The organism is Microlunatus sp. M237 (assembly GCF_056896895.1).
In genome coordinates this window covers 83975-109749 of the sequence record NZ_JBXHBL010000001.1, presented here as the reverse complement: position 1 = coordinate 109749, position 25775 = coordinate 83975, and the positions used below count along the sequence as shown (strand labels likewise).

Below are 25775 nucleotides of genomic sequence, written 5' to 3'. Positions count from 1 at the left end.
GGTTCTCTCGGTGGGATGGTCGTGACTCAGCGCGGGTACGCCACAGCCCGACCGGTAGCTGCGGACTCGTTCGCCGCCTCCACCAGGCGGGTCAGCTCGACGGCGCGAGCCAGGTTGTCGTCGGCGCGGGTGCCGGCTGCGATGTGATCGACCCACTGGTCGAACGCCATCGGCTGGTGCTCGGGCACCTCCAGCGCGTGCCAGGTCTTGCCGCCGCCCCACGCCTCACCCGAGACCCGCAGTGAGTTGTCGGCGTCGGAATAGCTCAGGGTGCCGGCCGTGCCGCCGAGATCGATGGTGAACGGGTTGGGACTGACGAATCCGGCCTCGATCACCCCGATGGCCTGGTCGGGATAGCCGATCGTCACCACGGCGTGGTCCTCCACGGCCCGGTCGGTGACGCTGCGGTAGGTCGCGCTGACCGTGTCCGGGGTGGCCCCGAGGAACAACTGGGTCAGGTAGACCGGGTGGCAGCCCAGGTCGGTGAGCGCGCCGCCGATGGCGGGCGCCGGGTCATAGAACCTGTCGGGCAGCCAGTTGGCGACCGCGCCGTCGTGGGAGAGCCGAACCCGGGCGTACGTCAATCGGCCGAGGGCGCCGCTGTTGATCACCTCGGTGATCGCGCGGGTGTAGCCGTGGTAGAGCCTGGGCAGCGACACCATCAGCGCCCGGCCGTGCTCGTCCGCGGCCTTGATGATCGACTCCGCCTCCTCGACGGTGGGAGCGAGCAGCTTCTCGGTGAACACGTGCTTGCCGGCCTCGAGCGCGGCGAGCATCACATCGCGGTGCACGCTGGTCTCGGTGGTGATCGTGACGGCGTCGATGTCGTCTCGGGCCAGCAGAGCCGCGAGGTCGTCGGTGTAGTCGACGCCGAGCTGGTCAGCAGCGGCGCGACCGCGGTCGACGTCGTCGTCCCACACCGCCACCAGCTCGGTGTGCGGATGCTCTCGTACCTGGCGGGCGTAGTCGAAGGTGTGAACATGCCACGTGCCCACAACGGCTACGCGGAGTTCTCGGGTTACGTCGGTGGAACCGGAAGGGTTCACAGCAGCGTTCATCTCCATCGGGTTATTTTTTGTTACACCTAAGGGTGTTTGCTGGCGTGAATTCACCGTATCGGAACCGATGTCCTCCTGGATACCCCCGGGTCATCGTCCCGGCGAGCCGGTCGCTGATCTTGGTATCCCAGGGCCCAGCAGTGGAACGACAGCCGTGATCGGCCGGAAATTCCTTGTGCTACGCGGATCTGCGCACCCCGACCATCCTGGTCGACCTGATCACCGGCGGCGGTCGTGGGCTCCACCGACACCAGCTCGGACAGCTCAACGCGCCCAGGTTAGACAGAGCTGTCCTTGATCAGACATCGTTAGCAGCGTTGCTGCTACTGGAGGTGTGATGCCCGCTCCGACCCCCTTGCCCGCCCCCGCGCCGATGACGACGCCGGATGGTCGCCCGGCCCTGACCGGCTGGGCGCTCGACCCGGCGGTGCGCCATCTCAATCATGGCTCCTTCGGTGCCGTCCCACGCGCGGCGCTGGAGCTGCAGGACGAATACCGGGCACAGTCGGAGGCGGCGCCGATCGCGTGGTTCCCGGGGCTGCCAGAGCGGATCGAGGGCGCCCGTGGGCGACTGGCCGGTTGGCTGGATGTCCCGGTGGAGCGACTCGCCCTGGTGCCCAACGCCAGCGGCGGCGCGTCCGTGGTCTTCGGCAGCCTGGCGCTGCCGCCGGGGGCTGAGGTGCTGGTCACCGATCACGGCTACGGCGCGGTGACCGGCGGAGCCGCGCGCGCCGCTCGACGGGCCGGCGGCTCGGTCCGGACCGCGGCGGTGCCGTTGACCGCAGCGGAGGACGAGGCCTTCGACGCGATCTTCGCCGCCGTGACCGAACGCACCGCCTTGATCGTGGTGGACCACATCACCTCGCCCACCGCCCGACGGCTGCCGGTGCGGGAGATCTGCGCGGAGGCACGGCGCCGGGGCATTCGCACCCTCGTCGACGGCGCCCACGTGCCGATGATGATCCCGGGGGCGATCGCCGACGCCGACGCCGACTTCTGGGTCGGCAACCTGCACAAGTACGCCTGTGCGCCGCGCGGGACCGCGGTGCTGGTGGCCAGGCCCGAGGTGGCGGACCTGGCGTACCCGCTGATCGACTCCTGGGGCGGTGACCTGGCCTACCCGCAGCGGTTCGACCACCAGGGCACCCTCGACCTGACCAGCTGGCTGGCCGCGCCGACGGCCCTGGACTACGTCGAGGAGACGTTCGGGTGGGACCAGGTCCGCCGCTACTCCACCGACCTCGCCGACTGGGCCCAGCAGAGGGTCGCCGCCGCGATCGACGACGCCTTCGACGTCGGCGCCGCGGAGTCCGCGAACCCGGTGCAGGTCGGGATGGCGGCCCCACCCATCCGGTTGGTGGCGTTGCCGCACCCGCTGGCGACAGCGCATCTGAGCGGCAACGCGCTGCGCGACCGCATGATGGCCGAGGCCGGCATCGAGACAGCGTTCACCAGCTTCGCCGGGCAGGGCTATCTCCGGCTGTCGGCCCACGTCTACAACACCGCCGACGACTACCTGGACTTCATCGACCGCGCCGTGCCGCTCCTGGTCCGCTGGGCCGCCGAGGCGAACCCCGCGCCGCCCACCACCAGCCCCGCTGAACGCAGGGAACAGTGAAGGGCTGATCGCACGCCCGAGGGGGTGGTCAGCGGGGCGCCCCCGGCGACCAGGTGCCGCCGAAGCAGACGAACGGGGCCGGCCGGTCCGCGCCGTCACAGGCGACGGCCAGCGCCGTGGCCGAGTCGGTCCCGGCGGCCAGCAGCCGGTGATAGCGCACCATCACCGACGCAGCCACCTCGTCGTTGACCCGGGCGACGCCGGAGACAACGCTTCGGCTGCCGAGATGCAGCAGCACACTGGTCAGTCCCAGGGCCTCGCCGCCGGCGCGCAGTGTGGTCTTGCCGAGGTCACAGGCGGACAGCACGACATGCTCGGCCGCACGTGCCTGCTGGTCCAGCTCGTAGGCGAACACCGGTCCGCCGGCGAGCCGGAGCCAGGAGAACATCGGGCTCTCCCCTTGATGCTCGCCGTGCGCGGCCACGTGGACGACCTTCGACGTGGACAGGGCGGTTCGGAGCCGCTCCGGCTGGGCCTGCTCCCCGGTCAGGACGGTAGCGTCGGCCCAGACCCGGCCGATCTCGCGGGCCTCGTCCTCGGCCCGCGCCAGCCCCGGCCCGGCGAGTACGGTCACCGCTTGCGGCGTGGGGGAATGCTCCGCACCCGGATGCGACCCGATGGTCTGCAGCCAGGCGGTGGCCGACGGAGCCACCACCACCGGTGTGGCCCGCAGCCGCGGCAGCAGACCCCAGGCCACCGTCAGCAGCGGCCCGGCCGGCAGCAGCACCAGCGGCGCGTCGGGCAGCTGCAGCGGCGCCAGCAGCCGGTCCTCGAGAGCTGCCAGCGATCGGGTGAGTGAGCTGCGGACGGCCTTCACCAGCGGCTCGGGCAGCAGCGGGTTGGCCAGGGCGTCCAGGTCGGCACGGACCCGCGCCACCAGCTCGTAGCACCCGGCGGCATCGCCGAGGTCGTGCAGCGCCGGGCGCCGGTGCCCGACCGTGACGGCATACAGCCGGCCGCGAGCCTCCAGGTGGACCACCGCCGACGAGCCGCTGGTCCGTAGGCCGTCGCGGAGCTCGGCCAGACTGGCGGTCCGGCGCCAGTCGCCGGTGCCGCCGGTCTGCCATGACCGCTCCCGGAGCTCGCGCTGCAGCTCGGCGGCCTGACGCCGGACCGGCGCCAGCTCGGCGGCCGGCGCTGTCTGCCGGGTCCGCAGGTCGTCAACGCTCTGCCGGAGCCGGGTCAGCAGGGCCGCGACGTCAGGGTCGGGTGGCGGTGTCACCGGGCGGAGCCGGCGCGAAGCGGCGCGGCCGCGCTCGACCGCTCCGAGTACGGCGGCGGGCGTACCGGCACGGAGGGCGACGTCGAGGTCGAGCTCGGCCAGTCGGGTCCCGTGCACCGCACTGGCGGTCTGCAGGTCGATCCCGCCGAACCCCGCCTGGTAGCCGGCGAGCTCGGACATCCCGGCGCTGAGCGAACGTCGGGCGCCGATCCGGTCACCGTCGGCCAGTGCCAGCCGGGCTCGGACGTAGCGCGTGTGCAACCTGACCGGGATGGGGTCGTGGCGCTGCGGTTCACCCGCCTCGGCGGCGCGGGCCCGGGCTGCGGTCACGTCGCCGAGCCGTTCGGAGATCTCGGCGGCCAGCAGCAGTGCGGTCCGTCGCTGCAGGGCGAACCCGTCTTCGGCATATTCCCCGGCGAGGCGGAGGGCGTTGCCGAGCAACCGGCGGATCGGACGGCCGGCGCGGAGGTCGGCCTGCAGCAGCACCAGCTCGGCGTTGCGCCGCCAGCGGTCGTTGCCGTGCCGGCGGAACCGGTCCCGGGCTCGACCGGCCAGCCGCCGTGCGGTGTCGTGGTCGCCGGCCAGCAGCGCCGACTCGGCCCGGGTCAGCTCGACCTCGCCGACGTCTTGCGAGCTGCGGTCACGGCTGAGCTGGGTGGCCGCCGCCGCGAGGGTCTCGTCGGCCTCCTGCTGCAGGCCGGCGGCCAGCAGCACCCGGGCACGGTCGAGGTGCGCGATGCCGGGCTGGGTGCTGCTGTCCAGCGCGATCCCGGCGTCCATCGTCCGCAGGGCCAGCGGCAGGTCACCGGCCAGGAACTCCAGGCAGCCGAGGTTGTGCAGCGCTATCCGTTCGGCCAGCTGCAGCTGGAAGCGTCGGGCGAGCGCGATGCACGCGGTCAGGTCCGCCCGAGCGGCCGCGATGTCGCCCATCTCGACGAATAGCGCGCCGCGGTTGAGCAGGACCCGGCACTTGTCCAGACCGGCGTCATCGGGGATCCGCTCCGCCGCAGCATCGAGGTCGGCGCGGGCCTCGGCGAAGCGACCGCCGCGGAAATAGATGAGGCCGCGCTGGCTGGCCAGAAAAGCGAGCAGCTCCTCGTCCTCGGGCGCCGCCCAGTCCAGGGCCCGCGTCATCGACGCCAGTCCTTGGTCGAGGCTGTTCATCTCGACCTCCGACTTGGCCAGCGTGGCCAGCAGCCGGGGCACCAGCCGACGGTGGGCAGGGTCCGCCGCCGATTCTGGATCGGTGTCCGCGGCGATGCCCAGCGCGGCGAGCCCGCGGCCGATCAGCGCCGCCCCGCGCCGGTGTCGTCCGGCAGCGTTCTCGGCCACGGCCTGCGTGTGCAGGGCAGTGGCCTCGGCGGCCGCATCGTCGGCCAGAGCAGTCGGCGCCGGAGCGGTCATCGCCCGGACAGCAGCTCGCCGCGAGCGCGCGCCAGGCTTCCGAGAACCTCAGGCTTGGCCCGTGTCGGGCGGCTGCGAAGCAACCCTTCGGCCAGCTTGGCCGCGGCGATCGGAGCGGCGAAGGAGGTGCCGGACCAGGTGGCGAAGCCGCCGCTGAAGTCGTCGGGGTCGATCGACTCGCGCACCGCGGCGCCCGGCTCGCGAACCCGGGCGCTGGGCTGCAGTGACGCGTTGAAGGTCGTCGGCTGGGTGCTGAGGACCGCGGCGCCGATCTCGTGATGGGTGACCCAGTCGCCGGAGTTGCTGAACAACGCCACCGTGCCGTTGGGGTTGGTCGCCCCGACGCTGACCAGGTCGATCGACCGGGAGAATGCGGCCGGGAACATCGGCCGGTCGGTGGCGTCGTTGCCGGCCGAGGCGACCAGCCCGATGTCCCGGCTGGCCAGCAGGGTCAGCGGTCCGAGCAGGGAGGCGTCGGTACGCAGGTCCTCGGGGGCCTCGTGGTAATAGCCGAAGGACATGGAAACGACGTCGATCCGGAGCTTGGCGTCGAGGACGTCCAGCCACAGCGCGTGCAGGGCGTTGACCATCGTGGTCTCCTCGACGAACCCGTCAGCACCCATCACCCGGACGGCATGGATGTCGGCGTCGGGGAAGGTCTGGCGGATCAGACCGGCGATGAACGTACCGTGACCTGAGTAGTCGTCCAGGCCCCCTTCGAGGCGGTCGTGGCAGATGCCCGTGCTCTCCGGCTCCGCGTCGGCCGGGGCGGGCACGACCACCACCCCCTCGGCCAGCCATGGATGCTTGCCGACGCCGGTGTCGAGCACGGCGATGACCGGGCGTCGATGCTTGAGCTTGCGGGCCCGTACCGGGGCCGGCCCGGTGAAGGCGACCGGGGTGCGACCACCGAGGCCGGGCACGGCGTACTGCACCTTGACGCCGCCGCCGAGGGTCATGGTGCCACCCAGGGTCATGGTGCCGCCGAGGGTCATGGTGCCGCCGAGCGTCATGGTGCCACCGAGGGTCATCGTGTTACCGCTCGCGTTCGCGAACATCAGGTGGTCCAGACCGACCACTGCGCGGCGCTCGTCGGTCAGGTCCGGCTGCGCGCGCCACTCCTGGAGCAGCGTCCAGGCGTCCACGGCCACCGCCATTCCGGGCAGCGGGGTGAGCTTGACCGGGGTGACCCAGCTGGCGTCCAGCTGCTCATCCAGCTGACGGCCACGGGCCCGCTCATACAGCCGCGCGTTGGTGGGATCAACGGTGACCTCGATGCCACGTTCGCGGGCGAACTCGACGAACCCGACGGACTCATCGGACGCCGGAGTGGTGGACAGCAGCACGCTATCGGCCACGTAGATCGTGGTGTCGAACCCTTCGTCAGCGAGTCGCACCGCCCTGGCAGGGTCGAGGTATCGCGCGCGGTGGGCGACGATCGGGTTGTACATGCCCTGGTATTCGGTCATCCGTGCTCCAGCCCTCGCGTCCGATACGCCCACGACGGTGCGCCCCGTCGCCTCTTGCACACTAGAGGCAACCGGACCCGGCCGTTCGGCGAACTCGTGATCTCGTGGTCGGGTCGGGCACACTCGAGCGACCATGCCCCTCACCGCGACCACCCGGCTGCCTTTCACCCGTCCGTACGAGGTGGCAGCGGCGCTGACGACACTGGCGGCCCACGCAGTCCCAGGGGCCGAGGTCGTTGACCTGGTCGAGCGCCGTTATCGGCGGGTGATCGTGATCGGCGCGACGCCGGTGCTGACCGAGCTCCGGTTCGCTGACACGGAGGTGGAGCTCAGCTGCGACGACCCGGCGCGACTGCCGGACCTGGTGACACTGGTACGTCGCTGGCTGGATCTCGATCGGGATCCCGCCTCGGTGGTGGCCGTCCTCGGCGGGGACCCTGTCCTGGGCCCGTTGGTACGCGCCGCACCTGGGCTGCGGGTGATCGGCTACCCGGCGCCGTTCGACGCGGCCGTGCTCACCGTGGTGGGTCAGCAGGTGTCGCTCGCGGCCGGTCGTACGTTCGCCGGCCGGCTGGTGGCCGCCTTCGGTGCGCCCGGGCCCGGTGGCCTGCTGATCTTCCCGTCGGCGGAGCGGCTGGCGATCTCGTCACCGGGGGAGATCCAGTCGGCGGTCGGGCTGACCGGCGCCCGGTCACGGACGGTGCACGCCCTGGCTGTGGCCTGCGCCGACGGGTTGCAGCTGGATGCGCCGGATCTGGCGCAGACGCGTCGCCGGCTGCTGGCGCTGCCGGGCATCGGTGCCTGGACCGTGGACTATCTGGGCGTGCGGGTGCTGGGGGACCGCGATGCGTTCCCGGCCGGAGATCTGGTGCTGCGCCGGGCGCTGGGTGGCATCTCGACCGGCGAGGCGGAAGCCCGGTCGCAGCCCTGGTCGCCACTGCGCGCCTATGCGCTGGTCCACCTGTGGCGTCAGGGGACGGCGCTGCGCTGAGTCAGCTGCGCAGGTCGGCGGCGGGGAACGGTGCTCGCTTGTCGATCTTGGTGGAGAGCCGGCCCGCCAGCCGCCAGGCGCGGGCCACCACATCACGGTCCTCGTCGGTGATCAGGTTGCCCATCACCCGCAGCGCCACCGTCATCAAGGTCCGCGACCGCATCCCGATCGGGCCGAGGGTCGGAAGGATGTGCGGCACGGTGATCAGGCCGGCCAGCCGCCGGGCGATGGAGAACGGTTCGCCGTAATGGCGGCGCAGCACCGCCGGCCAGGCCAACGTCAGGTCGGCGTCGGTGGCCATCAGCTCGACCACGAACCGGCCGGTCTCCAGGCCGTAGTCGATGCCTTCGCCGTTGAGCGGGTTGACGCAGGCCGCGGCATCGCCGATCAGGGCCCAGTTGGCGCCGGCGATGGAGGAGACGGCGCCGCCCATCGGCAGCAGCGCGGAGGTCGGAGCGCGCAGGGTGCTCCCCAGCTCCCACTCGTCTCGCCGCTGGCCGGCATAGAACTCCATCAGCGGGCGCAGTTGGACGCGGGCCGGGCGCTTGGCGGTGGCGAGGGTGCCGACGCCCAGGTTCACCTCGCCGTCGCCGAGCGGGAAGATCCAGCCGTAGCCGGAGAGGATCTCACCCGACTCGCCCCGCAGCTCGAGATGGGAGGAGATCCACGGGTCGTCGCTGCGCTCGGAGGTGACGTAGGACCGGCCGGCAACCCCGTATGCGGTGTCGCGGTGCCACTGCCGGCCGAGCACCCGGCCGAGCGGGGAGCGTACGCCGTCGGCGACGACGAGGCGGTCACAGGCGACGGTGTGCGTGCTCCGGTCGGCGCGGGTGAACACGACGCCGGTGACCCGGCTGCCGGAGCGCACCACGTCGGTGGCCCGGGCCGCATCCAGCGCGACGGCACCCGCGTCCAGGGCCACCGCCCGAATGCGGGCGTCGAGCTCGGTCCGGGGGACCGCCGAACCATGATCGGGCAGTGATCCGCCCGGCCACGGCAGCTCCAGCACCTGTCCGAACCCGTGGGCACGCAGGCCCCGGTTGGTGACGTGCGCTCGGGTCCATGCGCCGAGACCGAGGTCGTCGAGCTGCGCCATCGCCCGCGGGGTGAGCCCGTCGCCGCAGGTCTTGTCCCGCGGGAAGGTGGCGGCATCGGCCAGGACGGTGTCCCATCCCTGGTTCGCTGCCCAGTAGGCCGCCGAGGACCCGGCCGGTCCCGCCCCAACGACCAGGACGTCGGTGCGGGTGGGCGGGTCGGTGGTCACAAGGAGCGATTGTTGCACCCCGCCCCTAGTCCAGACGGGGTGCTACGGCTCGCCGACCGGTCATCACTCGTGGATCGGGCGCGGGATGCTGCGGTTCGCGATCCGGTTCTCGGAGTCGATCATCCAGGCGAACTGCTCCAGCTTCTCCAAGATGCTGTGCAGGATGTCGGCCGACGTGGGGTCCTCCTCGTCGACCGCGTCGTGGATGGTGCGCGCGGTGCCGGCGACGGCGTACAGCGCGGCGGTGATCAGGTCGACGGTCTCGGCGGTGTCCACCTCGTCGGCCGGGAACTGCGGCAGGCTGGTGTGTGCGGCGACCGTGGCCGCGCGGCCGTCCGGGGTGATGTAGATGGCGCGCATCCGCTCGGCGACCTGGTCGGAGAACGCGCGAGCCGCGTCGATGACCTCGTCGAGCTGGAGGTGCAGGTCGCGGAAGTTCTTGCCGACGACGTTCCAATGGGCCTGCTTGCCCTGCAGGTGCAGGTCGATCAGGTCGACGTGCAGCTGCTGCAGATGGTCGGCGAGCTGCTGGGAGGCCTTGAACGGCGGGCGGGCCACGTGCTCAGGGGTGGGGTTGTCACGACGTTCGATGGTGTCGGTCATGGGTGTCATCCTTCCGTCGGTCGATCAGGCAGTGGGTGCCGGCGCGTCTCCGCGCGGCATGGGTTCATCACACCACGCATTCTGGAACGGTTCCAGGAAAGTTAGCCTTGCCTCTCTCCACGGGACCGTCGCACGCATCCGGGGCCGGTGGACCCTAGGCTGGCGCCATGGAAACCAGGGTGTTGGGCAGAACAGAGCGTCCGGTGGCGGTCATCGGACTTGGCACGTGGCAGATCGGCGGCAGCTGGGGCGTGGTGTCGGAGTCGGACGCCCTGGCGGTGCTGGAGGCGTCGGCGGAGGCGGGCGTCACGTTCTTCGACACGGCTGACGTCTACGGGGACGGCCGCAGCGAGCGGCTCATCGGCCAGTTCCTCGCCGACCACCCCGGTCACGGCATCACGGTGGCCACAAAGATGGGACGTCGCGGCCCGTTGGACCCGGCCAACTTCACCCTGGCGAACTTTCGCAGCTGGGTCCACTCGTCCCGAAGCAATCTCGGCGTCGATCGGCTGGACCTGGTCCAGCTGCACTGCCCGCCGACCGAGGTCTACTCCCATGATCAGGTCTATGACGCCCTGGACACCCTGGTCGAGGAGCAGCTGATCGCGAGCTATGGGGTGAGCGTGGAGACCACCGACGAGGCGCTCACCGCGATCTCGCGGCGGGGGACCGCGACCGTGCAGATCATTCTCAACGCCTTCCGGCTGAAGCCGCTGGAGTTCGTGCTGCCGGCGGCCCAGGAGGCGGGGGTGGGCATCATTGCGCGGGTGCCACTGGCCAGCGGCCTGCTCAGTGGTCGCTACACCACCGAGACCGAGTTCGACGAGAACGACCACCGCAACTTCAACCGCGACGGCTCCTCCTTCGACGTCGGTGAGACCTTCTCCGGCGTGCCGTACGAGACCGGCGTCCGAGCGGCCGCGGAGTTTTCCTCGCTGGTTGCCGACCTGGGCCTGGACATCACCCCGGCGCAGGCCGCGCTGGCCTGGGTCGTGCAGCAGCCCGGCGTCAGCACCGTCATCCCCGGGGCGCGCTCGATGGAGCAGGCGCGGGCCAATGCGGCTGCGGGTGAGGTTCCGCCGCTGGGCGAGGAGTTCATGGCCAAGGTGGCCGACCTCTATGAGCGCGAGATTAAGGCGTCGGTGCACGACCGCTGGTGATCGTGGGTCTAAGCCGGCCCCGCGGCGATGGAGTGGCTGCGTCAGCACGGCGACGAGAGCGTGTTGCGCTTTCACCCCGCCTGGGCAGGTGCCGCCGTACGTCGACAGCGCCGGCGAGGACGGACTGCTGCGATACAAGATCCGCGGCGACGATCCCTTCCACCCAGAGAACGTCGCCTTGCGCAACGCGATGAAGGCCAAGCTGCCGCTCATCTGGTTCGTCGGCGTGGCCTCGGGCGCCTATCTGCCGCGCTATCCAGTCTTTCTGGTGGGTGAGGAGCGACCCGACGGACAGTGCGTGGTCGCGCTCGACCACGCTCAACGCCATCTGGTGGCGCTCGATGGGAGGGCCAGTCGGCTGATGACCGACGCTATGCCGAGGTGATCACCCGCCAACGACTTCACCAACCCTTGTTCCGAGTTCGGGTCCTGGAGGCGTACGAGAGGCGCGGTGCGATGTGTCGGCTGCGGCAGATGTCACTGCTGGATGCGAGCCACATCCTCGGCGACAAGCACGAGCTCGGTCAGCCGGTTGTTCCCGACGGGTCTTGCTCTGTGCAAGATCCACCACGCTGCCTTCGACCAGCACCTCCTTGGCGTGACACCGGACCTCACGATCGCCGTCCGCCGCGACCTGCTCGAGGAGATCGACGGCCCGATGCTGCGCCACGGCATCCAGGAGATGGCAGGTCAGTCCCTGTCGGTTCCCACGGGCCGCCCGTCACGTCCCAGCCGCGGGCGATTGGAGCTGCGTTATCAGGAGTTCCTCGCCGCGGGTTGACCCCGGCCACGCACCCTGAGGTCAGGTCCGGCTGCTGATCATCGCCCGAGCCAGGCTGCGACCAGCTGGCGTCGGGCGTACCCGACCTGCGGACATATCGACCAGGCCCAGGTCCGCGAACAGGGCCAGGTCAGCCTGCACCATGCCCGCCACGTCGGCCGGGCTGACTGAGGCCCGCGAATCCGCGTCCACCCACCCGAGCGCGTCCAGCCCGTAGGCCAGGGACGCGAACAGACTGTCCTCACTGTGATCCGCGGGTCGGGAGAGCTCGACGGCCAGCAGGATCGCCGCATCGCGGTCCATCCCCGCACGCTTGGTCGGGAGCCAGCGTCGTGCCAGATGAGTCCAGAGCGCCGCCGCGTCCGACTGCAGCGAAGCCCCGACCGAGGTGCGAACCAGAAGGTTCTTCTGCTTGCGGAGCAGGCCGAGCCGGATGGCGCTCTGACGGAGGTGCATCATCGGGACCGCCCCGTCCTCGCGGCCCTCGACGCCGGCCCAACGCGATCGCCACCCCAGCTCGTCAGCTCCGGCCGCAACCGACTCCGACATCAGCCAGCCGCTGGAGGTCAGTGGTACGCCGTTGTCGCCGACGTGGCGCAACAGCCAGCGGTATGCGGTGGTGGTGGCCTCCACGTCGACCGGCTCCGGTGCGGAATCGAGCTCGGCCGCGGCAAGGAAGGCGACCAGCTCCGGCCGGAGACCGGGATCGACCCGCTCCACCAGATCGACCAGCTCGGCGCTCCAAGACTGGCGTGACGTCGGCGAGAACCGGTCAGCCAGCGCATGGGCCACGGCGTCTTGGTCGAAGACCTCCGGTGCATACGGCGCCCGCCATGGCCCTGCGGTCTCCACCGCCCACGCCTGGGCCGAGGCATGACGCTCATCGTCGGGATCGGTCCACGCGGCGACGAAGTCGGCGTATCCGTCCACACCGCCGGTGTCGGTCAACGGCCCGGAACGAGCGCCGTCCACTAGCGCAGGCGTGGCGCGGCCGTCGGTGGTCGGGACTGCGCGCACGAACTCGACCAGGTGCTCCCAGTTGTCACGCGGATCGTAGGCGTAGAGCAGCGGCCCGACCTCGGCACTCAGCACGTCGCGGAGCTCGACCTCGCCGTCGGGGTGACCGCCGTCGGTGTCGGTGAACACATAGGGATGGAGGTGGCGCCACCCGAAGGCGATTTGGATGACGTCATGCAGCTCAGCGAGCGTCAGCCGATCAGGTACGTCGAACGTACGCCAGATCTCCGGTTCACTCCCGACCAGCGACACCCGGAGGCGGTAGACGGCGGTCGGGGCTGGTTCGGCGGGGGACACCAGTCCATTCTGGGGCCTGGAGATCAGTCAGCGACCGCGGCCGCGCTCGACACCCTGTGGTTGATGGCCTCGAGCAGGGCATTGTTGAAGGCCGGGATGTCTCCGGGGTTGCGCGAGGTGATCAGGTTGCCGTCCACCACGACCGGCTCGTCGACCCATTCGCCGCCGGCATTGGTGATGTCGGTCCGCAGACTCGGCCAGGAGGTGAGGCGCTTGCCCCGCAGCACGCCGGCCTCGACCAGGGTCCATGGCGCGTGACAGATGGCCGCCACCGGCTTGCCGGAGTTGAGGAACTCACCGATGAAGTGCACGGCATTCGCGTCCATCCGCAGGGCGTCCGGATTGGCCACACCACCGGGCAGCACCAACGCGTCGTAGTCGTCGATGCTGGCGGACGAGACGGTCACGTCGACGGGCCGGGTGTCAGCCTTGTCCAGATGTTCGAAGAGTTGCACCGTGCCGTTCTCGGGACTCAACAGCACCGGGTCGTGTCCGCCGTCTTCGACTGCGGCCCAGGGCTCGACCAGCTCGGCCTTCTCGATGCCTTCAGCTGCGACCAGAAAAGCGATCTTCTTGTTGGTTGCCATCAACCCAACTTAGCGTTTACGTCGTAAAGCGACGAGGCCAGGGCGGAATCTTCAGCGAGCACGGTGTGATCCGCCTGATGCCGAGCTCTCGGCTAGCCTGCCGAGCATGACCTCCCCCACAGACCGGGACTTCGACCTCGTGCTCGTCGGTGCCACCGGCTTCGTCGGCCGGTTGACTGCGCATCACCTGGCCGACCATGCGCCGGAGGGCCTGCGGGTGGCATTGGCGGGTCGATCACTCGAACGGCTGCAGGCGCTCCGGGGCGCCCTGACCGAGCGCGCTCGCGACTGGCCGCTACTCACGGTGGACGTCCTGGACGAGGAGGCTGTCGCCGGCCTCGCCGGGCGTACCAGGGTGGTGGTCAGCACGGTGGGTCCGTATCTGCGCTACGGGCTGCCGTTGGTGCGTGCCTGTGCTGCGGCGGGGACCGACTACTGCGATCTCACCGGGGAGACACTGTTCGTCCGGCGCAGTATCGATCACTGTCACGACCTCGCAGTCGCCAGCGGAGCGCGGATCGTCCACTCCTGTGGCTTCGACTCCATTCCGTCCGACCTCGGGGTCGGCCTGGCGGCGAACCGCGCCGCGGCCGACGGCGCAGGGCCCATTCGGTCGGCGACGCTGCATGTCCGATCCATGCGCGGCGGGATCAGCGGCGGCACCATCGACTCACTGCGGCAGCAGGTGATCGAGTCGGTGGGAGACCCGGCGCTGCGCGCAGTCGTCTCCAGCCCGTACGCCTTCGTCGAGGAGCCGCCGGTCCATCGGGTGCACCAGCGCGGACTTCGCCCGCCCGCACGGCGGGACCCGCGCACAGGTCGGTGGTCGGCGCCGTTTGTGATGGGTGGTTACAACCGGCAGATCGTGCACCGCAGCAACGCCCTGTCCGGGTGGGCCTATGGAGCTGACTTCCGCTACCGGGAGGTGATCGACGCCGGCTCGGGCCCGGCTGGCGCGATTGCGGCAACGGCGATCACCGCGGGCGTGGCCGCCTTGACTGCGGGAATGGCCTTCGCCCCGGCGCGGCGGCTGCTCGACCGCTTGCTCCCCGAACCCGGGGACGGTCCGAGTGCCAAGACCCGCGACGCGGGGCGCTTCCTGGTCGAGGTCGAAGCGGAGACGGCGAGTGGGGCACGGTATCGAAGCACCATCGGTGCCGATCTTGATCCCGGGTACGGAGGAACTGCCGTCATGCTGGGTCAGTCGGCACTGACGCTCGCCGTCGACGGGTCGCCTCGGGCGGGGGGAGTCCTCACACCGATGACGGCCATCGGCGAACGGCTCGCCGAGAGGCTTCGTGATCAAGGATTCGTGGTCGGCGCGAGCAGGATCGACTGATTCGGCCACGTGACCGGAAGACACCAAGGACCCCTCAACATCATGAAGGCGATCAGCAGGAGTTGATCCCCGAAGCTGACCCGATCTTGATCTTCATCAGCGCTAAGCGCGCGGTGCGCGAGATCAACATCGAGGTCGGACCCGCATCTGCGAGCTGATCATGGACCTCACGCCGCCGGCGTGACCTCACTGCGGGTCGGGCTCCGTTGCATGGCGGTCGCGACCTTCCAGATGCGGTCGGTGAAGGCGTTGTTGCCCAATGCTTGGGTGCCTTGGTTGGTGACCAGATACACCCAGCCGTGCGGTGATCGCCACAGATATTCACCGGGGACGGGTTGTCGGAGTCGCCAACGGCCGTGGGTCTTGAGTCGGTGATGTCGTCGGTCCAGCGGGCCGAGGTTGGCCAGGCTGGTCTGCTCCGGTGGGCCTGGGTCGGCGTACGGGATGGTGTGGTCGAGGTCCATGGTGCGGCTGAGGCTGGTGCCGTAGGGGAAGACGTCGGCCGGATTGCGGAGTCGCAGGGCTTCGCGGTGGCGGTGCGGGATCTCGTAGGCGTCCACCGGTGCCGGGTTCGGGTCGAGCACTGGGCGGACGGTGATGGTGTTCGGGGTGTCGCGGAGGAACCGGCGGATTTGGTCGATGGTGACGGGTCCGTCGCCTTCGATCCGGCCCACCAGGCCAGTGGGGTCGGGCAGGGCTTCGTGGCTGAGGTGGATGTAGAGCGTGGTCTGCGGCCGCGCCTTCACCGGATCCACCACCGGCCCGTCGAACCGCACCGACTGATGCGTGTCGGTGTCGCCGGGGTCGTCGGTACTGGGTTCGACCTGATCGCATGGGTCGCCCTGGTGTGCCTGCAGCATCGCCAGCGCCGTCGCCGGCTGACCGAGAATCCCGATCGCCCTGGACCGACGCACCCCGACGGGACCGGTATCGCCTTCCAGCTGAAGGATCTCGGCGATGCGGTTGACCATGGCGACGAACCAGACCACATCACCGGCATTGGCCCGGGCGACCAGCACTTTCAGTCCACCCACTTCGGTGCGGCCGGCGCGGACGAACCGTTCCGCCTCCCACAACCTCGCCCGCGCTTCCGCACCGACGGGGTCGGCGCTCATCACGGCTGCCTGGAGCAGGTTCTCAAAGCGTGCCCAGGAGATCGCCCCGATCGGACCGGCGACCATCGCGTCCACGATCGCCGCTGCGTCGGCTGACAGGTGGCGGGTGTGCTGGGCGACCTTACGGGCCTTCCACCCGCGGACCTCCCCGGCCAGCACTCGTGCCCAGAGCCGCGGGAAGCGGTGCCGCAGATCCAACGCATCGGCCATCTGCGCCGACGCAGCACCGGTGGTGGTCTCCTGCAACGCCCCGAGTTCGCCGGCGGCGTACTCCGACACCAACGGTGTCCCGTCCCCACCCAACTGACGAAACTGCTCCCGCACCGGTTCAGGTTCGGACACCAGTTCCGGGTCCGGGCCGTGCAGGTCAGCCCAATGCGCGGCAACCACCAACAACCGCGTCTCCGCCATCACCACCATCCGGTGCAGCTCCGCGACGCATGTCGCAGTCGCCGACGTGTCAGCCGGCAACTCCATCCCCGAATCGAACATACGTACAATTTACGACCCGCCACTGACACTTTCGCCGCTCATCCACAGCAGGCAGGTTCCAGATAGGGCGACAGGTCAGCCCAGAACGCGATCCAGCACCGCAGCAGCCACCAGGTCGGGCACCGCCTCGGGCAGCCAATGACCGCTCGGTACTTCGCGGAAGACGTACGGACCATCGACGCAGGACTCGGTCAGCTCAGCGGCCGTGCGGCCCAACGCGAAGTCGTGGTCGCCCCAGACGTAGGTGGTCGGCACAGCGATACGTCCGATCACGCGGCGCGAGAACGGGAGCCCGCGATACCAGCCGAGCGCTCCGCTCAGCGCACCGGGCCGCGCCATCTCACGGGCGTACTCCTCGACGTGCTCGGCTGGGAGCCCACTGTCGGTGAGGGTCTTGCGCAGGCCGCGACGGGCCAGGATCTCCGGGGCCACCGGCAGCTGGAACAGCCCCATGTAGGACGACTGCAGCGCCTGGCCGCTCCGCGTCAGCGACTTGATCATGGCGCGCGGATGTGGCGTGGACAACACCGTCACCGACTTCACCCGCTCGGGATACCAGGCGGCCATGCCCCAGGCCTGGAAGCCGCCCCAGTCGTGACCGACCAGATGGGCGGACTCGAGCCCCGCTGCATCCAGCAGCGCGACCACGTCGCTCACCGTGTGGGTCGTCGAGTAGTCACTGCGGCGGCGCGGACGCGCAGTCGCGGTGTAGCCACGTTGCGACGGCACCAGGGTGCGCAGCCCTTCGGCATGCAGCGACGGCACGACGGCGTCGAACGCCGACGGCTGCTGTGGGAAGCCGTGCAGCAGGACGACGGGGGGATCGGCCGGGTCACCGTTGTCGATCACGTCGAACAACAGTCCGTCGTTGCTGAAGTGGTCCATGACCGGCCAGTCTAGGAGGGCTCACGCCGTACCACCATGGGTGACGATGAGCGCCGCCGAGGGGTAGCGTCTGAGCAAGCACCGCAGGGCAGTGGACGACAGAGGAGCATCGGATGCCCAAGACCACCAAGTCCGGCAAGGCCAAGGCCGACGAGCTGCCCAGCACACTGCAGCGGTCCGAACGCCACGCCCAGCAGACCTTCGCCAAGGCACACGACTCCGCGGCCGAGCAGTACGACGATGAACGACGCGCTCATCAGGTGGCCTTCGCCGCGGTGAAGCACTCGTACGAGAAGGTCGGGGACCACTGGGAGCCCAAGGACGAGAAGGGACCCTCCGACGCTCAGGCGGAGGGCGGCCGCGGCACTGACCGGGATACGGCCGGCGGCGTTGACGCCAACGCGTCCAAGCAGCACCTGTATGACCTGGCCAAGAAGGCGGACATCCCCGGGCGGTCCACCATGACCAAGGACGAGCTGGTCGAGGCGCTGCAGAAGTCCAACGACCGGGCCACCCGCAAGGCACGGTGACTCTCGACGACCGTGCAAGGATGACGTCATGATTCGACACACCGTGGTGTTCTCGTTGCGTCATCCGGCCGGCTCAGAGGAGGAGCGTTCTTTCCTTGTGGCGGCACAGGATCTGGCCGATATCCCTGGTGTCGAGCGGTTCGAGCAGTTGCGTCAGGTCAGCCCGGAGAGCGACTTCACCTTCTCGTTCTCGATGGAGTTCGCCGACCAGCCTGCCTACACCGGTTACAACGAGCACCCGGTGCACGTCGCCTTCGTGCACAACCGGTGGGGGGCGGAGGTGCTGGACTTCCAGGAGCTGGACTTCGCCCCGCTCTGACCCCGCTCCGGACCTGCGTACCGCCCCGACCATCCGAGAGCGAGGACTGTGGCCATGTGCCCCGAGCCCATCCCAGCCGATCCCTTCATCATGCAGCAGCTCGGTCGCGAGACCGAGGCCCGCGCGGCGACCTCGACCGTTGAGAGCAGCAGTTATTCCGGTGCCGCTGCCGATCTGATCACTGAGCTGGACCGGCAGGTCGCCGCACTGCGGGACGAGCTGGTGGCCGCCTCCCACGACCTCGCCGAGCACCCGGAGGTGGCCTTCGAAGAGCACCGCTCCAGTGCCGCGTTGGCCGATCTCGTCGAAGCGCACGGCATCGGTGTCACCCGCGGCGCTCATGGGCTGGACACAGCCCTGCGTGCGGAGATCGGCGCCGGCGGACCCACGATCGCGATCTTGTCGGAATATGACGCCTTGCCCGGCATCGGCCACGGGTGCGGGCACAACGTGATCGCCACCGCCGGTCTGGGGGCGTTCCTCGCCCTTGCCGGGCTCCAAGATCGACTGCCCGGGCGGGTGGTCTGGCTGGGTACGCCCGCGGAGGAGGGCGGCTCCGGCAAGGAATACATGGCCCTCGACGGTGCGTTCGACGACGTCGACGCGGCGATCATGGTGCACCCCTTCACCTACGACCTGGCGGACTCGGTCTTCCTCGGCCGCCGCCAGCTCCGCGCCACCTTCACCGGCATCACCTCCCACGCCTCGGCACAGCCGTTCATGGGCCGCAACGCGCTCGACGCGGTGAACCTGACCTATACAGGGGTCGGGCTGCATCGTCAGCAGATGCCGCCGACAGACCGGGTGCACTGCGTGATCACCGACGGCGGTCAGCGGCCCAACGTCATCCCCGAGCGTGCTGAGCTGTTGTTCTACCTCCGCAGCGAATATCCGGAGAGCCTGAAGGTGCTCAGCGGGCGGCTCGCGGACATCGCCCGCGGCGCAGCCCTGATGACCGGCTGCGCGGTCGAGCTCAGCTGGGACGAGGCACCCGCCTATCTGCCGCTGCGGACCAACCAGCCGCTGGCCCGGGCCTGGAACAGCCGGTACGGCGGTCGCGGTCACGCGATGCTGGCCGCGGGCGTGGTGCCCGCCACCTTTGCCGGCTCCACCGACTTCGGCAACGTGTCCTACCGGGTGCCCGGTCTGCACGCCATGGTCAAGATCGCGGACAGTCAGCTGTCGCTGCACACCCGGGAGTTCGCCGCCGCCGCAGTGACCGAGACCGCCGACCAGGTGGTCGTCGACAGCGCGTTCGGCCTGGCCGCGACAGCGCTGGACTATCTCAGCGACGCTGACCTCCGCTCGGCGGTGGCAGCGAACTTCACCGCCGCCGGTGGTGCGTTGGACGTCCCGTCCTACTTCGCCTGACCGCCCACCGGCTGCCGCCGGGTCAGCGCACGTCGACGCAGTCGCCCTTGGCCGTGGACCGGTTGGTGGTGCGGGTCCCGGCGAACACGAAGCGGAAGCAGCCGTCCTTCCGCGCCTTCACCGTGGTCCGCAGGTCACCGCGTCGGTCGGTGGTCACGGTCTTCACCGTGGTGTAGCTGCCCTTGGGTGTCCGGAACTGCAGGTCCACCTTCTGGTTGGCATGGCCGGCGTAACGGCCGGTCTGCCAGTTCGCGCGCTCCAGGTGACCACGCACGGTGAGGGTGCCGCCGCGGCGTACGGGTTCGGGCGTCGCGTTGATGGTGAGCCGGGACGCCCGAACGATCCGAAAGCCCGGACCCGGCTTGCGTACCTGCTGGCTGCCGGAGGCGAACACCTCGGTGCTCCAGCGTCCGGCGTCGGAATTCAGCAGGTCCTTCGGTCGGACCTGCAGCTGGACGTCCCAGGTCGAGGTATCACCGGAGGTACGGACCCGGTCGAGGCCGACCAGGTCGCCGTCGCCATAGTTGCCGTAGACGCCGGCCTGCACGTCGTCCACCCCGCACAGGTCACGGACCTTGACCGTGATGACCAGACGCTTGGTCTTCTTGGTGCCGACCGACAGCACCGACGGCGACGTCTTGGCGCTGGTCACCGTGGTCCGGACCGTGGCCGGACGCTCCGAACAGACGTCGGGGGTACGTGCCTCGGCCGGTGCGGCGGCTCCGGCCAGGGAGATGACCAATGACAGAACCGTGACCAGGGCCAGGGAACGAGGTAGCGCCCTCAGGCGCGCGGCGGTGCTGCGGACGAGCATGCGGGGGAGGCTCCGATCGGTCGGGCGGGGAAGTGACCGGAGCAAACGCTAGCCAACGATGTGCCGCCGAGGACGGCCCGAAACGCGCCCCGGGGAGGAAACTTTTGTTCTGACCAAGACTCTGCCGGCGATCAGCCGGTCGCTGCCAGCCCGCGGGCCACGTCCAGCTGGCCGTGATCGATCAGCCAGCCGACCGCCGCGCGCACGGCAGCCTCGGGCTGGTGGCCGGGCGCGTAGTCGAGCAGCGAGCGGGCCTTGTCGATTGCGGCGTAATGACTGCGCCACAGGTGGTCCCAGCTCTGCTGGGCGTAGTCGGGCGTGGTCTGGGACCGGAACTCCTCCCAGCTGACGAAGCGCAGCTGCGCCTCCTGGCCGAACCAGCCGGCCGCGATCTCGCAGAAGCCACGCACGGTCAGAGCTGACGGCGCCACCACGTTGAACGACTCACCGGCCGCCGCGTCCCGGTGCTCCAGCGCCGCGACGAAGGCCAGCGCCACATCGTCGGCGTGTACGTGGTGCATCAGCTCTGCACCCACCCCGGGGACGAGCAGCTCCTCACCGGCAGACAGCGCACGCCACACCGAGGGGTCGAGGTTGCCGAGCGGCCCGATCGGTGCCCATCCCGGGCCGCTGATGTGGCCCGGGTGCAGGGAGGTCGTCACCAGCCCGCCGAAACGCGTCTCCTCGGTCAGCATGGCAGCGATCGCTGCCTTCGCCACTCCGTACTGACCGACCGGGGGAGTGTGATCATCTTCGGTGACCGGCAACTTCGCGCTCGGGCCGTATTTCCAGATCGAGCCGCAATGCACCAGGTGACCCACCCGGCCGCGCAGCCCGTCGAGGAGGTGCTGGGCCGATTCAGGGGTGAAACAGGTCAGGTCCACTACCGCCTCGGCCCCGAGGTCGGCGACCGCCGCGGCGAAGGTGCCGGCAGCCTCCGCCGCCTCCCGATCCATCGTCACCTGCTCGACCTGGTCCCAGCTCGGGTCCGGCGTGTACGGCCGGCGCTGCCCGCGGCTGATGCTGATAACCCGGTGTCCGGCGCGGACCAGCCGCGGCGTCAGATAGGTGCCGATGTGCCCGGTGCCGCCGATGATCGCGATGTCCATGGCTCGACTCTAGCCAGGCGGTCCGAGGCCGTACGGCGGGCGTGTCAGCAGCCGCTACGATGCGTCCGCCCGCGACGACCACTCGGAAAGAAGGACCCCCGTGCCGCTACTGTCCTGGACCCTGCACGGAGACGGCCGCGCCGTCGACGCCAACGCGGTCGTCGCTCCCGGCGAACGGCTCAGCTGGCCCCGTACGATCGGCATCGGCGCCCAGCACGTCGTGGCCATGTTCGGTGCCACCTTCTTGGTGCCGATCCTGACCGACTTCCCCCCGAGCACCACCTTGTTGTTCTCGGGCCTCGGCACCCTGCTGTTCTTGGTGATCACCCGCAATCGGCTCCCCAGCTATCTCGGTTCCTCCTTCGCGTTCATCGCCCCGATCACCGCCGCGACGGCGAGCCAGGGGATGGGTAGCGCCCTCTTCGGGATCCTGTCCGTCGGAGTCCTGCTGGCCGCGGTCGGCGTCGTGGTCCAGGTGGTCGGCACCCGCTGGATCGACGTGCTGATGCCCCCCGTGGTGTCCGGCGCGATCGTGGCGCTGATCGGGTTCAACCTGGCGCCGGCGGCCAAGTCGAACTTCGAGCTTGGTCCGCTGACGGCGGTGATCACCCTGGCCGCGGTGCTGTTGACCACTGTGCTCTTTCGCGGCATCGTCGGTCGGTTGTCGATCTTCGTCGGCGTCGTGGTCGGCTATCTGGCCGCGGTCCTCCTCGGCGAGGTCGACTTCTCCACGGTGGCCGCCGCTCCCTGGGTCGGCCTGCCGGACTTCTCCGCCCCGGCGAACCCGTTCACCAACTCCGCGGTGTGGTCGGTGCTGCCGGCGTTCCTGCCGGTGGTGCTGGTGCTGATCGCCGAGAACGTCGGACATATCAAGGGCGTGGCGCAGATGACCGACCCGGCGGTGACCAGGCTGACTGGGCGGGCCCTCATGGCCGACGGTGCCGCCACGGTCCTGGCCGGTCTCGGTGGTGGGTCCGGTACGACGACCTACGGAGAGAACATCGGCGTGATGGCAGCGACCCGGATCTACTCGACGGCCGCCTACTGGGTGGCCGGTGTGGTCGCGATCGCGCTCGGGCTCTCGCCCAAGGTCGGCGCAGTCATCAACACCATCCCGCCGGGCGTCCTGGGCGGCGTGACCACCGCGCTGTACGGCCTGATCGGCATCATCGGCGTGAAGATCTGGCTGGACAACGCCGTCGACTTCTCTCGTCCCACCAACCAGTTCACCGCGGCTACCGCGCTGATCATCGGCATCGCGGACTTCACCTTCGCTGCTGGCAGCCTGAGCTTCAACGGCATCGCGCTCGGTACGGTGGCCGCCATCGTGGTCTATCACCTGATGGCCTTCGTGGGTCGGGTCCGCGGCACCGCCTGAGCGGTCGATCTGACCCGCGGTGGGCCGGCTGCGCGGTTTCCTGAGCAAATACTGATCCGGCCCTGACCCTGCTCGGCGGATGTCTTCAGCATGACGGCGCAGGGTGGCGTCCACGGGCCGTCCGGCGGTCCGTCAAGAGGCCGGTGGGGGCGATGACGACGGGCGCCCCCACCGGCTCCTCGTCGTGGTGGGCTCAGCAAGATCGCCGGGCACCTTGAGCAATCTTTGGAAAAACCTGAGCGGACGCTAGCCCAACCGCAATTGGCTCCTAAGGCCCGCCCGTCAGAGTTCAGATGTCGGGATCGGGGGGTCTCGTACACGGGGAGCAGTCGTCCGTGTCGTCAAACAAGGAGTCACCGTGAGCACCAGCCGCGTGGGGGGTCGCCGCAAGACGGCGAGCGCGGCTGGTGCGGTGCGGGAATGCCGGACGGGAGTCTGGCATGACGCTTCGGTCGCTGCCTACTGACATGGCGGACTCATCGGGGGACTGGACCGACGACGGCGAGGTATCCCGGCTCTCGAGCGGATCCTGGCCCCAGGACGGGCCGGCCGACCGCGATGCAGAACCGGTCAGTCCCGAGCTCAGCGACCTGTGCGTGGAGCTCGGTGACGCCGCTCTGGTTCGCCGGTTCGTCGACGACTACCTACAGCTGCTCGACCGCCGACTGGACACCATCCGGCGCGACCTGGCACGTGGGGACCGGGAGGCGTGCTATGTCTCGTTGCTGAGCCTCGAGTCGACCAGCAGCATGATCGGCGGACCGGCAGCGGCCACGGCCGGCGCTGCGCGCACCCTGCGGCTGGTCGTCACCGGCCGGGCTGAGGGCGATAGCGACACACTCTGGCGCACGCTGGCGCATCAGGCCGGTCGGACCCGCCACCACCTGCAGCAAATGGGCTACGGCGGCGGATGATCATGGCTGCGGCACGGCCAGGCGATAGCCAACACCACGGACGGTCTCGACATAGCGCGGTGAGGTCACCGGGTCCTTGATCTTGCGGCGCAGGTTGGCCAGATGCACCTCGACCGCGCGGCGGTCGGAGTCGCTGACGTAGCCGCCGGTGACGTCGTCGCCGCGGAGCTCGAGCGCCAAGGTGTTCTTCGAGATGACCCGCCGCTGACCCTGCATGATCACCATCAGCAGCTCGAACTCACTGCGGGTCAGGTCGACCGGTGCGCCATCGATCTCGCAGAGCCGCATATCAGGGTGGATCCGCAGCCCGTTGTGGCTGATCCAGCCGTCGTCGGCGTCGTAGCCGACACCAGCCACGTCCACGGCGTCCTGCCGGGTCGCACTGATCGGTGAGGTCGCGTTCTCCTGGTCGGTCCGGTAGCGACGCAGCATCGCCTCCACCCGGGCACGCAGCTCTCGCGGCCGGAACGGCTTGGTCAGATAGTCGTCGGCACCGGCGTCGAGACCCATCAAGGTGTCGATCTCCTCCATCCGGGCCGACAACATGATGATGTAGGTCGAGCTGAAAGCGCGGATCCGGCGGGCCACCTCGAAGCCGTCGATCCCGGGCAGGCTGATGTCGAGGGTCGTCAGGATCGGCAGATGTTCGCGGACCGCCTCAACGCCGTCGCTCCCGGTCGCTGCGCTGTAACAGGTGAACCCAGCCTGGCCGAGGATGGCCTCCAACAGATTGCGGATGTCGGCATCATCTTCGATGACGACAGCAACGCGACGGGCAGGTTCGATCATGGGGTCACGGTACCAATCGGTTCTCAGGCGAAGGTCGCACTGTAGTAGACCTGCGTGTCGATGCGCTCGACGGTGACATCGGACAGCCGGTGCATCATCTGTTCGAGATGATCGGCGAAGGACATGGTGGCGTTGTTGTAGGCGCAGACGTCATAACCGCACACCGCGCGGGCGGCGGCAAGATCATCGATCACCCGCGTGAGCATCGCGGCGATGAGGTGGGGCTGTCTCCGGTCAGGGTGGGTCAGCGTGAAGCCCAGATAGAACACGGCGTTGCGCGCCGCGGCCTCCGGGTATTTCGCCTGGAAGTATTCCGGGCTGATCCACGGCACCGAGGTGAGGTCGCGGGTGAGCGTGGTCAGGCCCAGCGGCTCGCCGTCAGCTCCCCACACGACGTACTTGGCCACCCGGGGGTCGGCCATCTCCGCCATGAACTCGTCGCGGTGCAGGACCTGGCGGGCGACCGCCCGGGTGCGCAGCGGACCGAACGCAGCCAGATACAAGTCCCAGAACGCTCCCGCGTGGACCGCCGTGATCGCTTGCTCGACGGTGATGCTCGCCGCGCTGGAGCCGAGTCGGCGGCGACGCCGGTCCGCGAACGGGTCGGGCGGTCTCGGCTCAGCGGTCATTGCGACGCCCAGGAGGACGCGTAGTAGGTCGCGACGACCACCGCGGCGACGGGGTGGTCGATGCACTCGGCGGAGGTGATCAGCATGCCGGCCGGGTGATACATGCCACCTCGACCCTCAGACAGGTCTTCCAGGCTCGCCGACAGGTCACGCTCGACGGTGTGCCGCGACGAGCCGTGGTGCTCGACGAAGAGCCCTGAGTTCGATCCGTCGTCCCGCAGCGACCAGGCCACCCCCGCCCACGCCTCTTCGCCCGGGTTGCTCGCGTAGGCGTCGGCGTAGACGCAGTACAGCGCGTCACCGTGATGGCCCTGCAGCTGGGCGGCGCGATCGACCTCGATCACGTCGCTGCCCGGGGGGATCACCGAACTAAGCCGGATCAGGTTGAAGTCAGCCACGCCGGCGGCGCGCAACGCGGCGTCGAAGGCCGACAGCCGGGTGCGGCCGACGCCGGTCCCGGCGCTGACTCGGATGGTGAGGGCGTTCCTCGACTCGGCCGGCATTCTGGTCAACGACTTCCCCACACTTTTGAGCACGCTGGTGGACGTCCTTTCCTTATGGTCTGTCGGTGCCGCCGACTGACCACTGCTGTGGTCGGCGCGACCGCTGGAGTTGGCTGC

At 69.7% G+C, this 25775-nt stretch carries 25 protein-coding genes; 11 read left to right on the top strand and 14 right to left on the bottom strand.

All coding sequences use genetic code 11. The features are described from left to right. Positions 1–26: 26 nt before the first annotated feature. Complete coding sequence (locus AC1XX3_RS00495; RefSeq protein ID WP_483320188.1) at positions 27–1058, bottom strand: Gfo/Idh/MocA family protein; 1032 nt, start codon at positions 1056–1058, stop codon at positions 27–29. A 337-nt stretch (positions 1059–1395) separates the two neighbouring features. Here AC1XX3_RS00495 and AC1XX3_RS00490 point away from each other — a divergent pair, with 337 nt between their 5' ends. Next, entirely contained in the window at positions 1396–2676 is a 1281-nt protein-coding gene (locus tag AC1XX3_RS00490; protein WP_483319114.1) for an aminotransferase class V-fold PLP-dependent enzyme, read from the top strand. A gap of 28 nt (positions 2677–2704) precedes the next feature. On the opposite strand, the gene AC1XX3_RS00485 is transcribed toward AC1XX3_RS00490, so the two are convergent. Together AC1XX3_RS00485 and AC1XX3_RS00480 are read right to left on the bottom strand one after the other, a co-directional pair. Next, a complete protein-coding gene (locus AC1XX3_RS00485; protein WP_483319113.1) occupies positions 2705–5302 on the bottom strand; it encodes a CHAT domain-containing protein in 2598 nt (865 codons plus the stop codon). Beyond that, positions 5299–6771, bottom strand: coding sequence for a S8 family peptidase (locus AC1XX3_RS00480; RefSeq protein ID WP_483319112.1), 1473 nt, complete (start codon positions 6769–6771; stop codon positions 5299–5301). The genes AC1XX3_RS00485 and AC1XX3_RS00480 overlap by 4 nt, the downstream gene beginning before the upstream one ends. Before the next feature lie 133 nt (positions 6772–6904). Here AC1XX3_RS00480 and AC1XX3_RS00475 point away from each other — a divergent pair, with 133 nt between their 5' ends. Further along, complete coding sequence (locus AC1XX3_RS00475) at positions 6905–7762, top strand: DNA-3-methyladenine glycosylase family protein (RefSeq protein WP_483319111.1); 858 nt, start codon at positions 6905–6907, stop codon at positions 7760–7762. A gap of 1 nt (position 7763) precedes the next feature. Here the strand turns inward: AC1XX3_RS00475 and AC1XX3_RS00470 are convergent, their stop codons facing one another. Further along, entirely contained in the window at positions 7764–9026 is a 1263-nt protein-coding gene (locus AC1XX3_RS00470) for a geranylgeranyl reductase family protein (RefSeq protein ID WP_483319110.1), read from the bottom strand. Between the two features lie 63 nt (positions 9027–9089). Beyond that, the gene (locus tag AC1XX3_RS00465; RefSeq protein ID WP_483319109.1) at positions 9090–9629 is read right to left on the bottom strand and encodes a Dps family protein; all 540 of its coding nucleotides are present in this window, start codon (positions 9627–9629) and stop codon (positions 9090–9092) included. A 167-nt stretch (positions 9630–9796) separates the two neighbouring features. Between AC1XX3_RS00465 and AC1XX3_RS00460 the strand changes: the two genes are divergently transcribed. From AC1XX3_RS00460 to AC1XX3_RS00450, 3 genes are all read left to right on the top strand, one after another. Then, positions 9797–10789 carry an aldo/keto reductase gene (locus AC1XX3_RS00460; protein ID WP_483319108.1) on the top strand — a complete coding sequence of 331 codons (993 nt, stop codon included), beginning with the start codon at positions 9797–9799 and terminating at the stop codon, positions 10787–10789. 88 nt (positions 10790–10877) lie between these two features. Next, positions 10878–11174 (top strand): hypothetical protein, encoded by a 297-nt coding sequence (locus AC1XX3_RS00455; RefSeq protein ID WP_483319107.1) that lies wholly within the window; start codon positions 10878–10880, stop codon positions 11172–11174. A 102-nt stretch (positions 11175–11276) separates the two neighbouring features. Then, a complete protein-coding gene (locus tag AC1XX3_RS00450) occupies positions 11277–11570 on the top strand; it encodes a hypothetical protein (protein ID WP_483319106.1) in 294 nt (97 codons plus the stop codon). A 21-nt stretch (positions 11571–11591) separates the two neighbouring features. On the opposite strand, the gene AC1XX3_RS00445 is transcribed toward AC1XX3_RS00450, so the two are convergent. Together AC1XX3_RS00445 and AC1XX3_RS00440 are read right to left on the bottom strand one after the other, a co-directional pair. After that, positions 11592–12884, bottom strand: a complete 1293-nt coding sequence (locus tag AC1XX3_RS00445) for a plasmid pRiA4b ORF-3 family protein (RefSeq protein ID WP_483319105.1) — start codon at positions 12882–12884, stop codon at positions 11592–11594. 23 nt (positions 12885–12907) lie between these two features. Further along, entirely contained in the window at positions 12908–13471 is a 564-nt protein-coding gene (locus AC1XX3_RS00440; protein WP_483319104.1) for a type 1 glutamine amidotransferase domain-containing protein, read from the bottom strand. 106 nt (positions 13472–13577) lie between these two features. On the opposite strand from AC1XX3_RS00440, the gene AC1XX3_RS00435 reads away from it, so the two are divergent. Next, complete coding sequence (locus AC1XX3_RS00435) at positions 13578–14810, top strand: saccharopine dehydrogenase family protein (RefSeq protein WP_483319103.1); 1233 nt, start codon at positions 13578–13580, stop codon at positions 14808–14810. 167 nt (positions 14811–14977) lie between these two features. Here AC1XX3_RS00435 and AC1XX3_RS00430 read toward each other — a convergent pair whose 3' ends face one another. Together AC1XX3_RS00430 and AC1XX3_RS00425 are read right to left on the bottom strand one after the other, a co-directional pair. Then, positions 14978–16417: an HNH endonuclease signature motif containing protein gene (locus tag AC1XX3_RS00430; protein WP_483319102.1), complete on the bottom strand. Its 1440-nt coding sequence runs from the start codon at positions 16415–16417 to the stop codon at positions 14978–14980. Positions 16418–16492: 75 nt separating this feature from the next. After that, positions 16493–17302: an alpha/beta fold hydrolase gene (locus AC1XX3_RS00425; RefSeq protein WP_483319101.1), complete on the bottom strand. Its 810-nt coding sequence runs from the start codon at positions 17300–17302 to the stop codon at positions 16493–16495. A gap of 113 nt (positions 17303–17415) precedes the next feature. On the opposite strand from AC1XX3_RS00425, the gene AC1XX3_RS00420 reads away from it, so the two are divergent. From AC1XX3_RS00420 to AC1XX3_RS00410, 3 genes are read left to right on the top strand one after another with little or no spacing between them, the layout of a single operon-like run. Beyond that, positions 17416–17832 (top strand): ChaB family protein, encoded by a 417-nt coding sequence (locus AC1XX3_RS00420; protein ID WP_483319100.1) that lies wholly within the window; start codon positions 17416–17418, stop codon positions 17830–17832. Positions 17833–17860: 28 nt separating this feature from the next. Further along, positions 17861–18151 (top strand): Dabb family protein, encoded by a 291-nt coding sequence (locus tag AC1XX3_RS00415; protein ID WP_483319099.1) that lies wholly within the window; start codon positions 17861–17863, stop codon positions 18149–18151. Between the two features lie 54 nt (positions 18152–18205). Next, complete coding sequence (locus tag AC1XX3_RS00410; protein ID WP_483319098.1) at positions 18206–19522, top strand: M20 family metallopeptidase; 1317 nt, start codon at positions 18206–18208, stop codon at positions 19520–19522. Positions 19523–19544: 22 nt separating this feature from the next. On the opposite strand, the gene AC1XX3_RS00405 is transcribed toward AC1XX3_RS00410, so the two are convergent. Together AC1XX3_RS00405 and AC1XX3_RS00400 are read right to left on the bottom strand one after the other, a co-directional pair. Then, complete coding sequence (locus AC1XX3_RS00405) at positions 19545–20336, bottom strand: hypothetical protein (protein ID WP_483319097.1); 792 nt, start codon at positions 20334–20336, stop codon at positions 19545–19547. A 131-nt stretch (positions 20337–20467) separates the two neighbouring features. After that, positions 20468–21445, bottom strand: a complete 978-nt coding sequence (locus AC1XX3_RS00400; protein ID WP_483319096.1) for an NAD-dependent epimerase/dehydratase family protein — start codon at positions 21443–21445, stop codon at positions 20468–20470. Positions 21446–21545: 100 nt separating this feature from the next. Between AC1XX3_RS00400 and AC1XX3_RS00395 the strand changes: the two genes are divergently transcribed. Then, on the top strand, positions 21546–22823 hold the full coding sequence (locus AC1XX3_RS00395) for a uracil-xanthine permease family protein (protein ID WP_483319095.1): 1278 nt from the start codon (positions 21546–21548) through the stop codon (positions 22821–22823). 467 nt (positions 22824–23290) lie between these two features. Continuing rightward, positions 23291–23737 carry a hypothetical protein gene (locus tag AC1XX3_RS00390; protein ID WP_483319094.1) on the top strand — a complete coding sequence of 149 codons (447 nt, stop codon included), beginning with the start codon at positions 23291–23293 and terminating at the stop codon, positions 23735–23737. Here the strand turns inward: AC1XX3_RS00390 and AC1XX3_RS00385 are convergent, their stop codons facing one another. Genes AC1XX3_RS00385 through AC1XX3_RS00375 form a run of 3 tightly spaced genes read right to left on the bottom strand, consistent with a single transcriptional unit; the run spans position 23738 to position 25658 of the window. Continuing rightward, positions 23738–24526, bottom strand: coding sequence for a response regulator transcription factor (locus AC1XX3_RS00385; protein ID WP_483319093.1), 789 nt, complete (start codon positions 24524–24526; stop codon positions 23738–23740). A gap of 23 nt (positions 24527–24549) precedes the next feature. After that, complete coding sequence (locus AC1XX3_RS00380; protein WP_483319092.1) at positions 24550–25155, bottom strand: hypothetical protein; 606 nt, start codon at positions 25153–25155, stop codon at positions 24550–24552. Continuing rightward, entirely contained in the window at positions 25152–25658 is a 507-nt protein-coding gene (locus AC1XX3_RS00375) for a pyruvoyl-dependent arginine decarboxylase (protein WP_483320187.1), read from the bottom strand. Before AC1XX3_RS00375 ends, AC1XX3_RS00380 begins: the two co-directional genes overlap by 4 nt. Positions 25659–25775: the final 117 nt, after the last annotated feature.

Coding starts and splice junctions, on each gene's coding strand:
- AC1XX3_RS00495 (WP_483320188.1), bottom strand. CDS start 1,058: ATGAACGCTGCTGTGAACCCTTCCGGTTCCACCGACGTAACCCGAGAA.
- AC1XX3_RS00490 (WP_483319114.1), top strand. CDS start 1,396: ATGCCCGCTCCGACCCCCTTGCCCGCCCCCGCGCCGATGACGACGCCG.
- AC1XX3_RS00485 (WP_483319113.1), bottom strand. CDS start 5,302: ATGACCGCTCCGGCGCCGACTGCTCTGGCCGACGATGCGGCCGCCGAG.
- AC1XX3_RS00480 (WP_483319112.1), bottom strand. CDS start 6,771: ATGACCGAATACCAGGGCATGTACAACCCGATCGTCGCCCACCGCGCG.
- AC1XX3_RS00475 (WP_483319111.1), top strand. CDS start 6,905: ATGCCCCTCACCGCGACCACCCGGCTGCCTTTCACCCGTCCGTACGAG.
- AC1XX3_RS00465 (WP_483319109.1), bottom strand. CDS start 9,629: ATGACCGACACCATCGAACGTCGTGACAACCCCACCCCTGAGCACGTG.
- AC1XX3_RS00460 (WP_483319108.1), top strand. CDS start 9,797: ATGGAAACCAGGGTGTTGGGCAGAACAGAGCGTCCGGTGGCGGTCATC.
- AC1XX3_RS00450 (WP_483319106.1), top strand. CDS start 11,277: ATGCGAGCCACATCCTCGGCGACAAGCACGAGCTCGGTCAGCCGGTTG.
- AC1XX3_RS00440 (WP_483319104.1), bottom strand. CDS start 13,471: ATGGCAACCAACAAGAAGATCGCTTTTCTGGTCGCAGCTGAAGGCATC.
- AC1XX3_RS00435 (WP_483319103.1), top strand. CDS start 13,578: ATGACCTCCCCCACAGACCGGGACTTCGACCTCGTGCTCGTCGGTGCC.
- AC1XX3_RS00430 (WP_483319102.1), bottom strand. CDS start 16,417: ATGTTCGATTCGGGGATGGAGTTGCCGGCTGACACGTCGGCGACTGCG.
- AC1XX3_RS00425 (WP_483319101.1), bottom strand. CDS start 17,302: ATGGACCACTTCAGCAACGACGGACTGTTGTTCGACGTGATCGACAAC.
- AC1XX3_RS00420 (WP_483319100.1), top strand. CDS start 17,416: ATGCCCAAGACCACCAAGTCCGGCAAGGCCAAGGCCGACGAGCTGCCC.
- AC1XX3_RS00415 (WP_483319099.1), top strand. CDS start 17,861: ATGATTCGACACACCGTGGTGTTCTCGTTGCGTCATCCGGCCGGCTCA.
- AC1XX3_RS00410 (WP_483319098.1), top strand. CDS start 18,206: ATGTGCCCCGAGCCCATCCCAGCCGATCCCTTCATCATGCAGCAGCTC.
- AC1XX3_RS00405 (WP_483319097.1), bottom strand. CDS start 20,336: ATGCTCGTCCGCAGCACCGCCGCGCGCCTGAGGGCGCTACCTCGTTCC.
- AC1XX3_RS00400 (WP_483319096.1), bottom strand. CDS start 21,445: ATGGACATCGCGATCATCGGCGGCACCGGGCACATCGGCACCTATCTG.
- AC1XX3_RS00390 (WP_483319094.1), top strand. CDS start 23,291: ATGGCGGACTCATCGGGGGACTGGACCGACGACGGCGAGGTATCCCGG.
- AC1XX3_RS00385 (WP_483319093.1), bottom strand. CDS start 24,526: ATGATCGAACCTGCCCGTCGCGTTGCTGTCGTCATCGAAGATGATGCC.
- AC1XX3_RS00380 (WP_483319092.1), bottom strand. CDS start 25,155: ATGACCGCTGAGCCGAGACCGCCCGACCCGTTCGCGGACCGGCGTCGC.
- AC1XX3_RS00375 (WP_483320187.1), bottom strand. CDS start 25,658: ATGCCGGCCGAGTCGAGGAACGCCCTCACCATCCGAGTCAGCGCCGGG.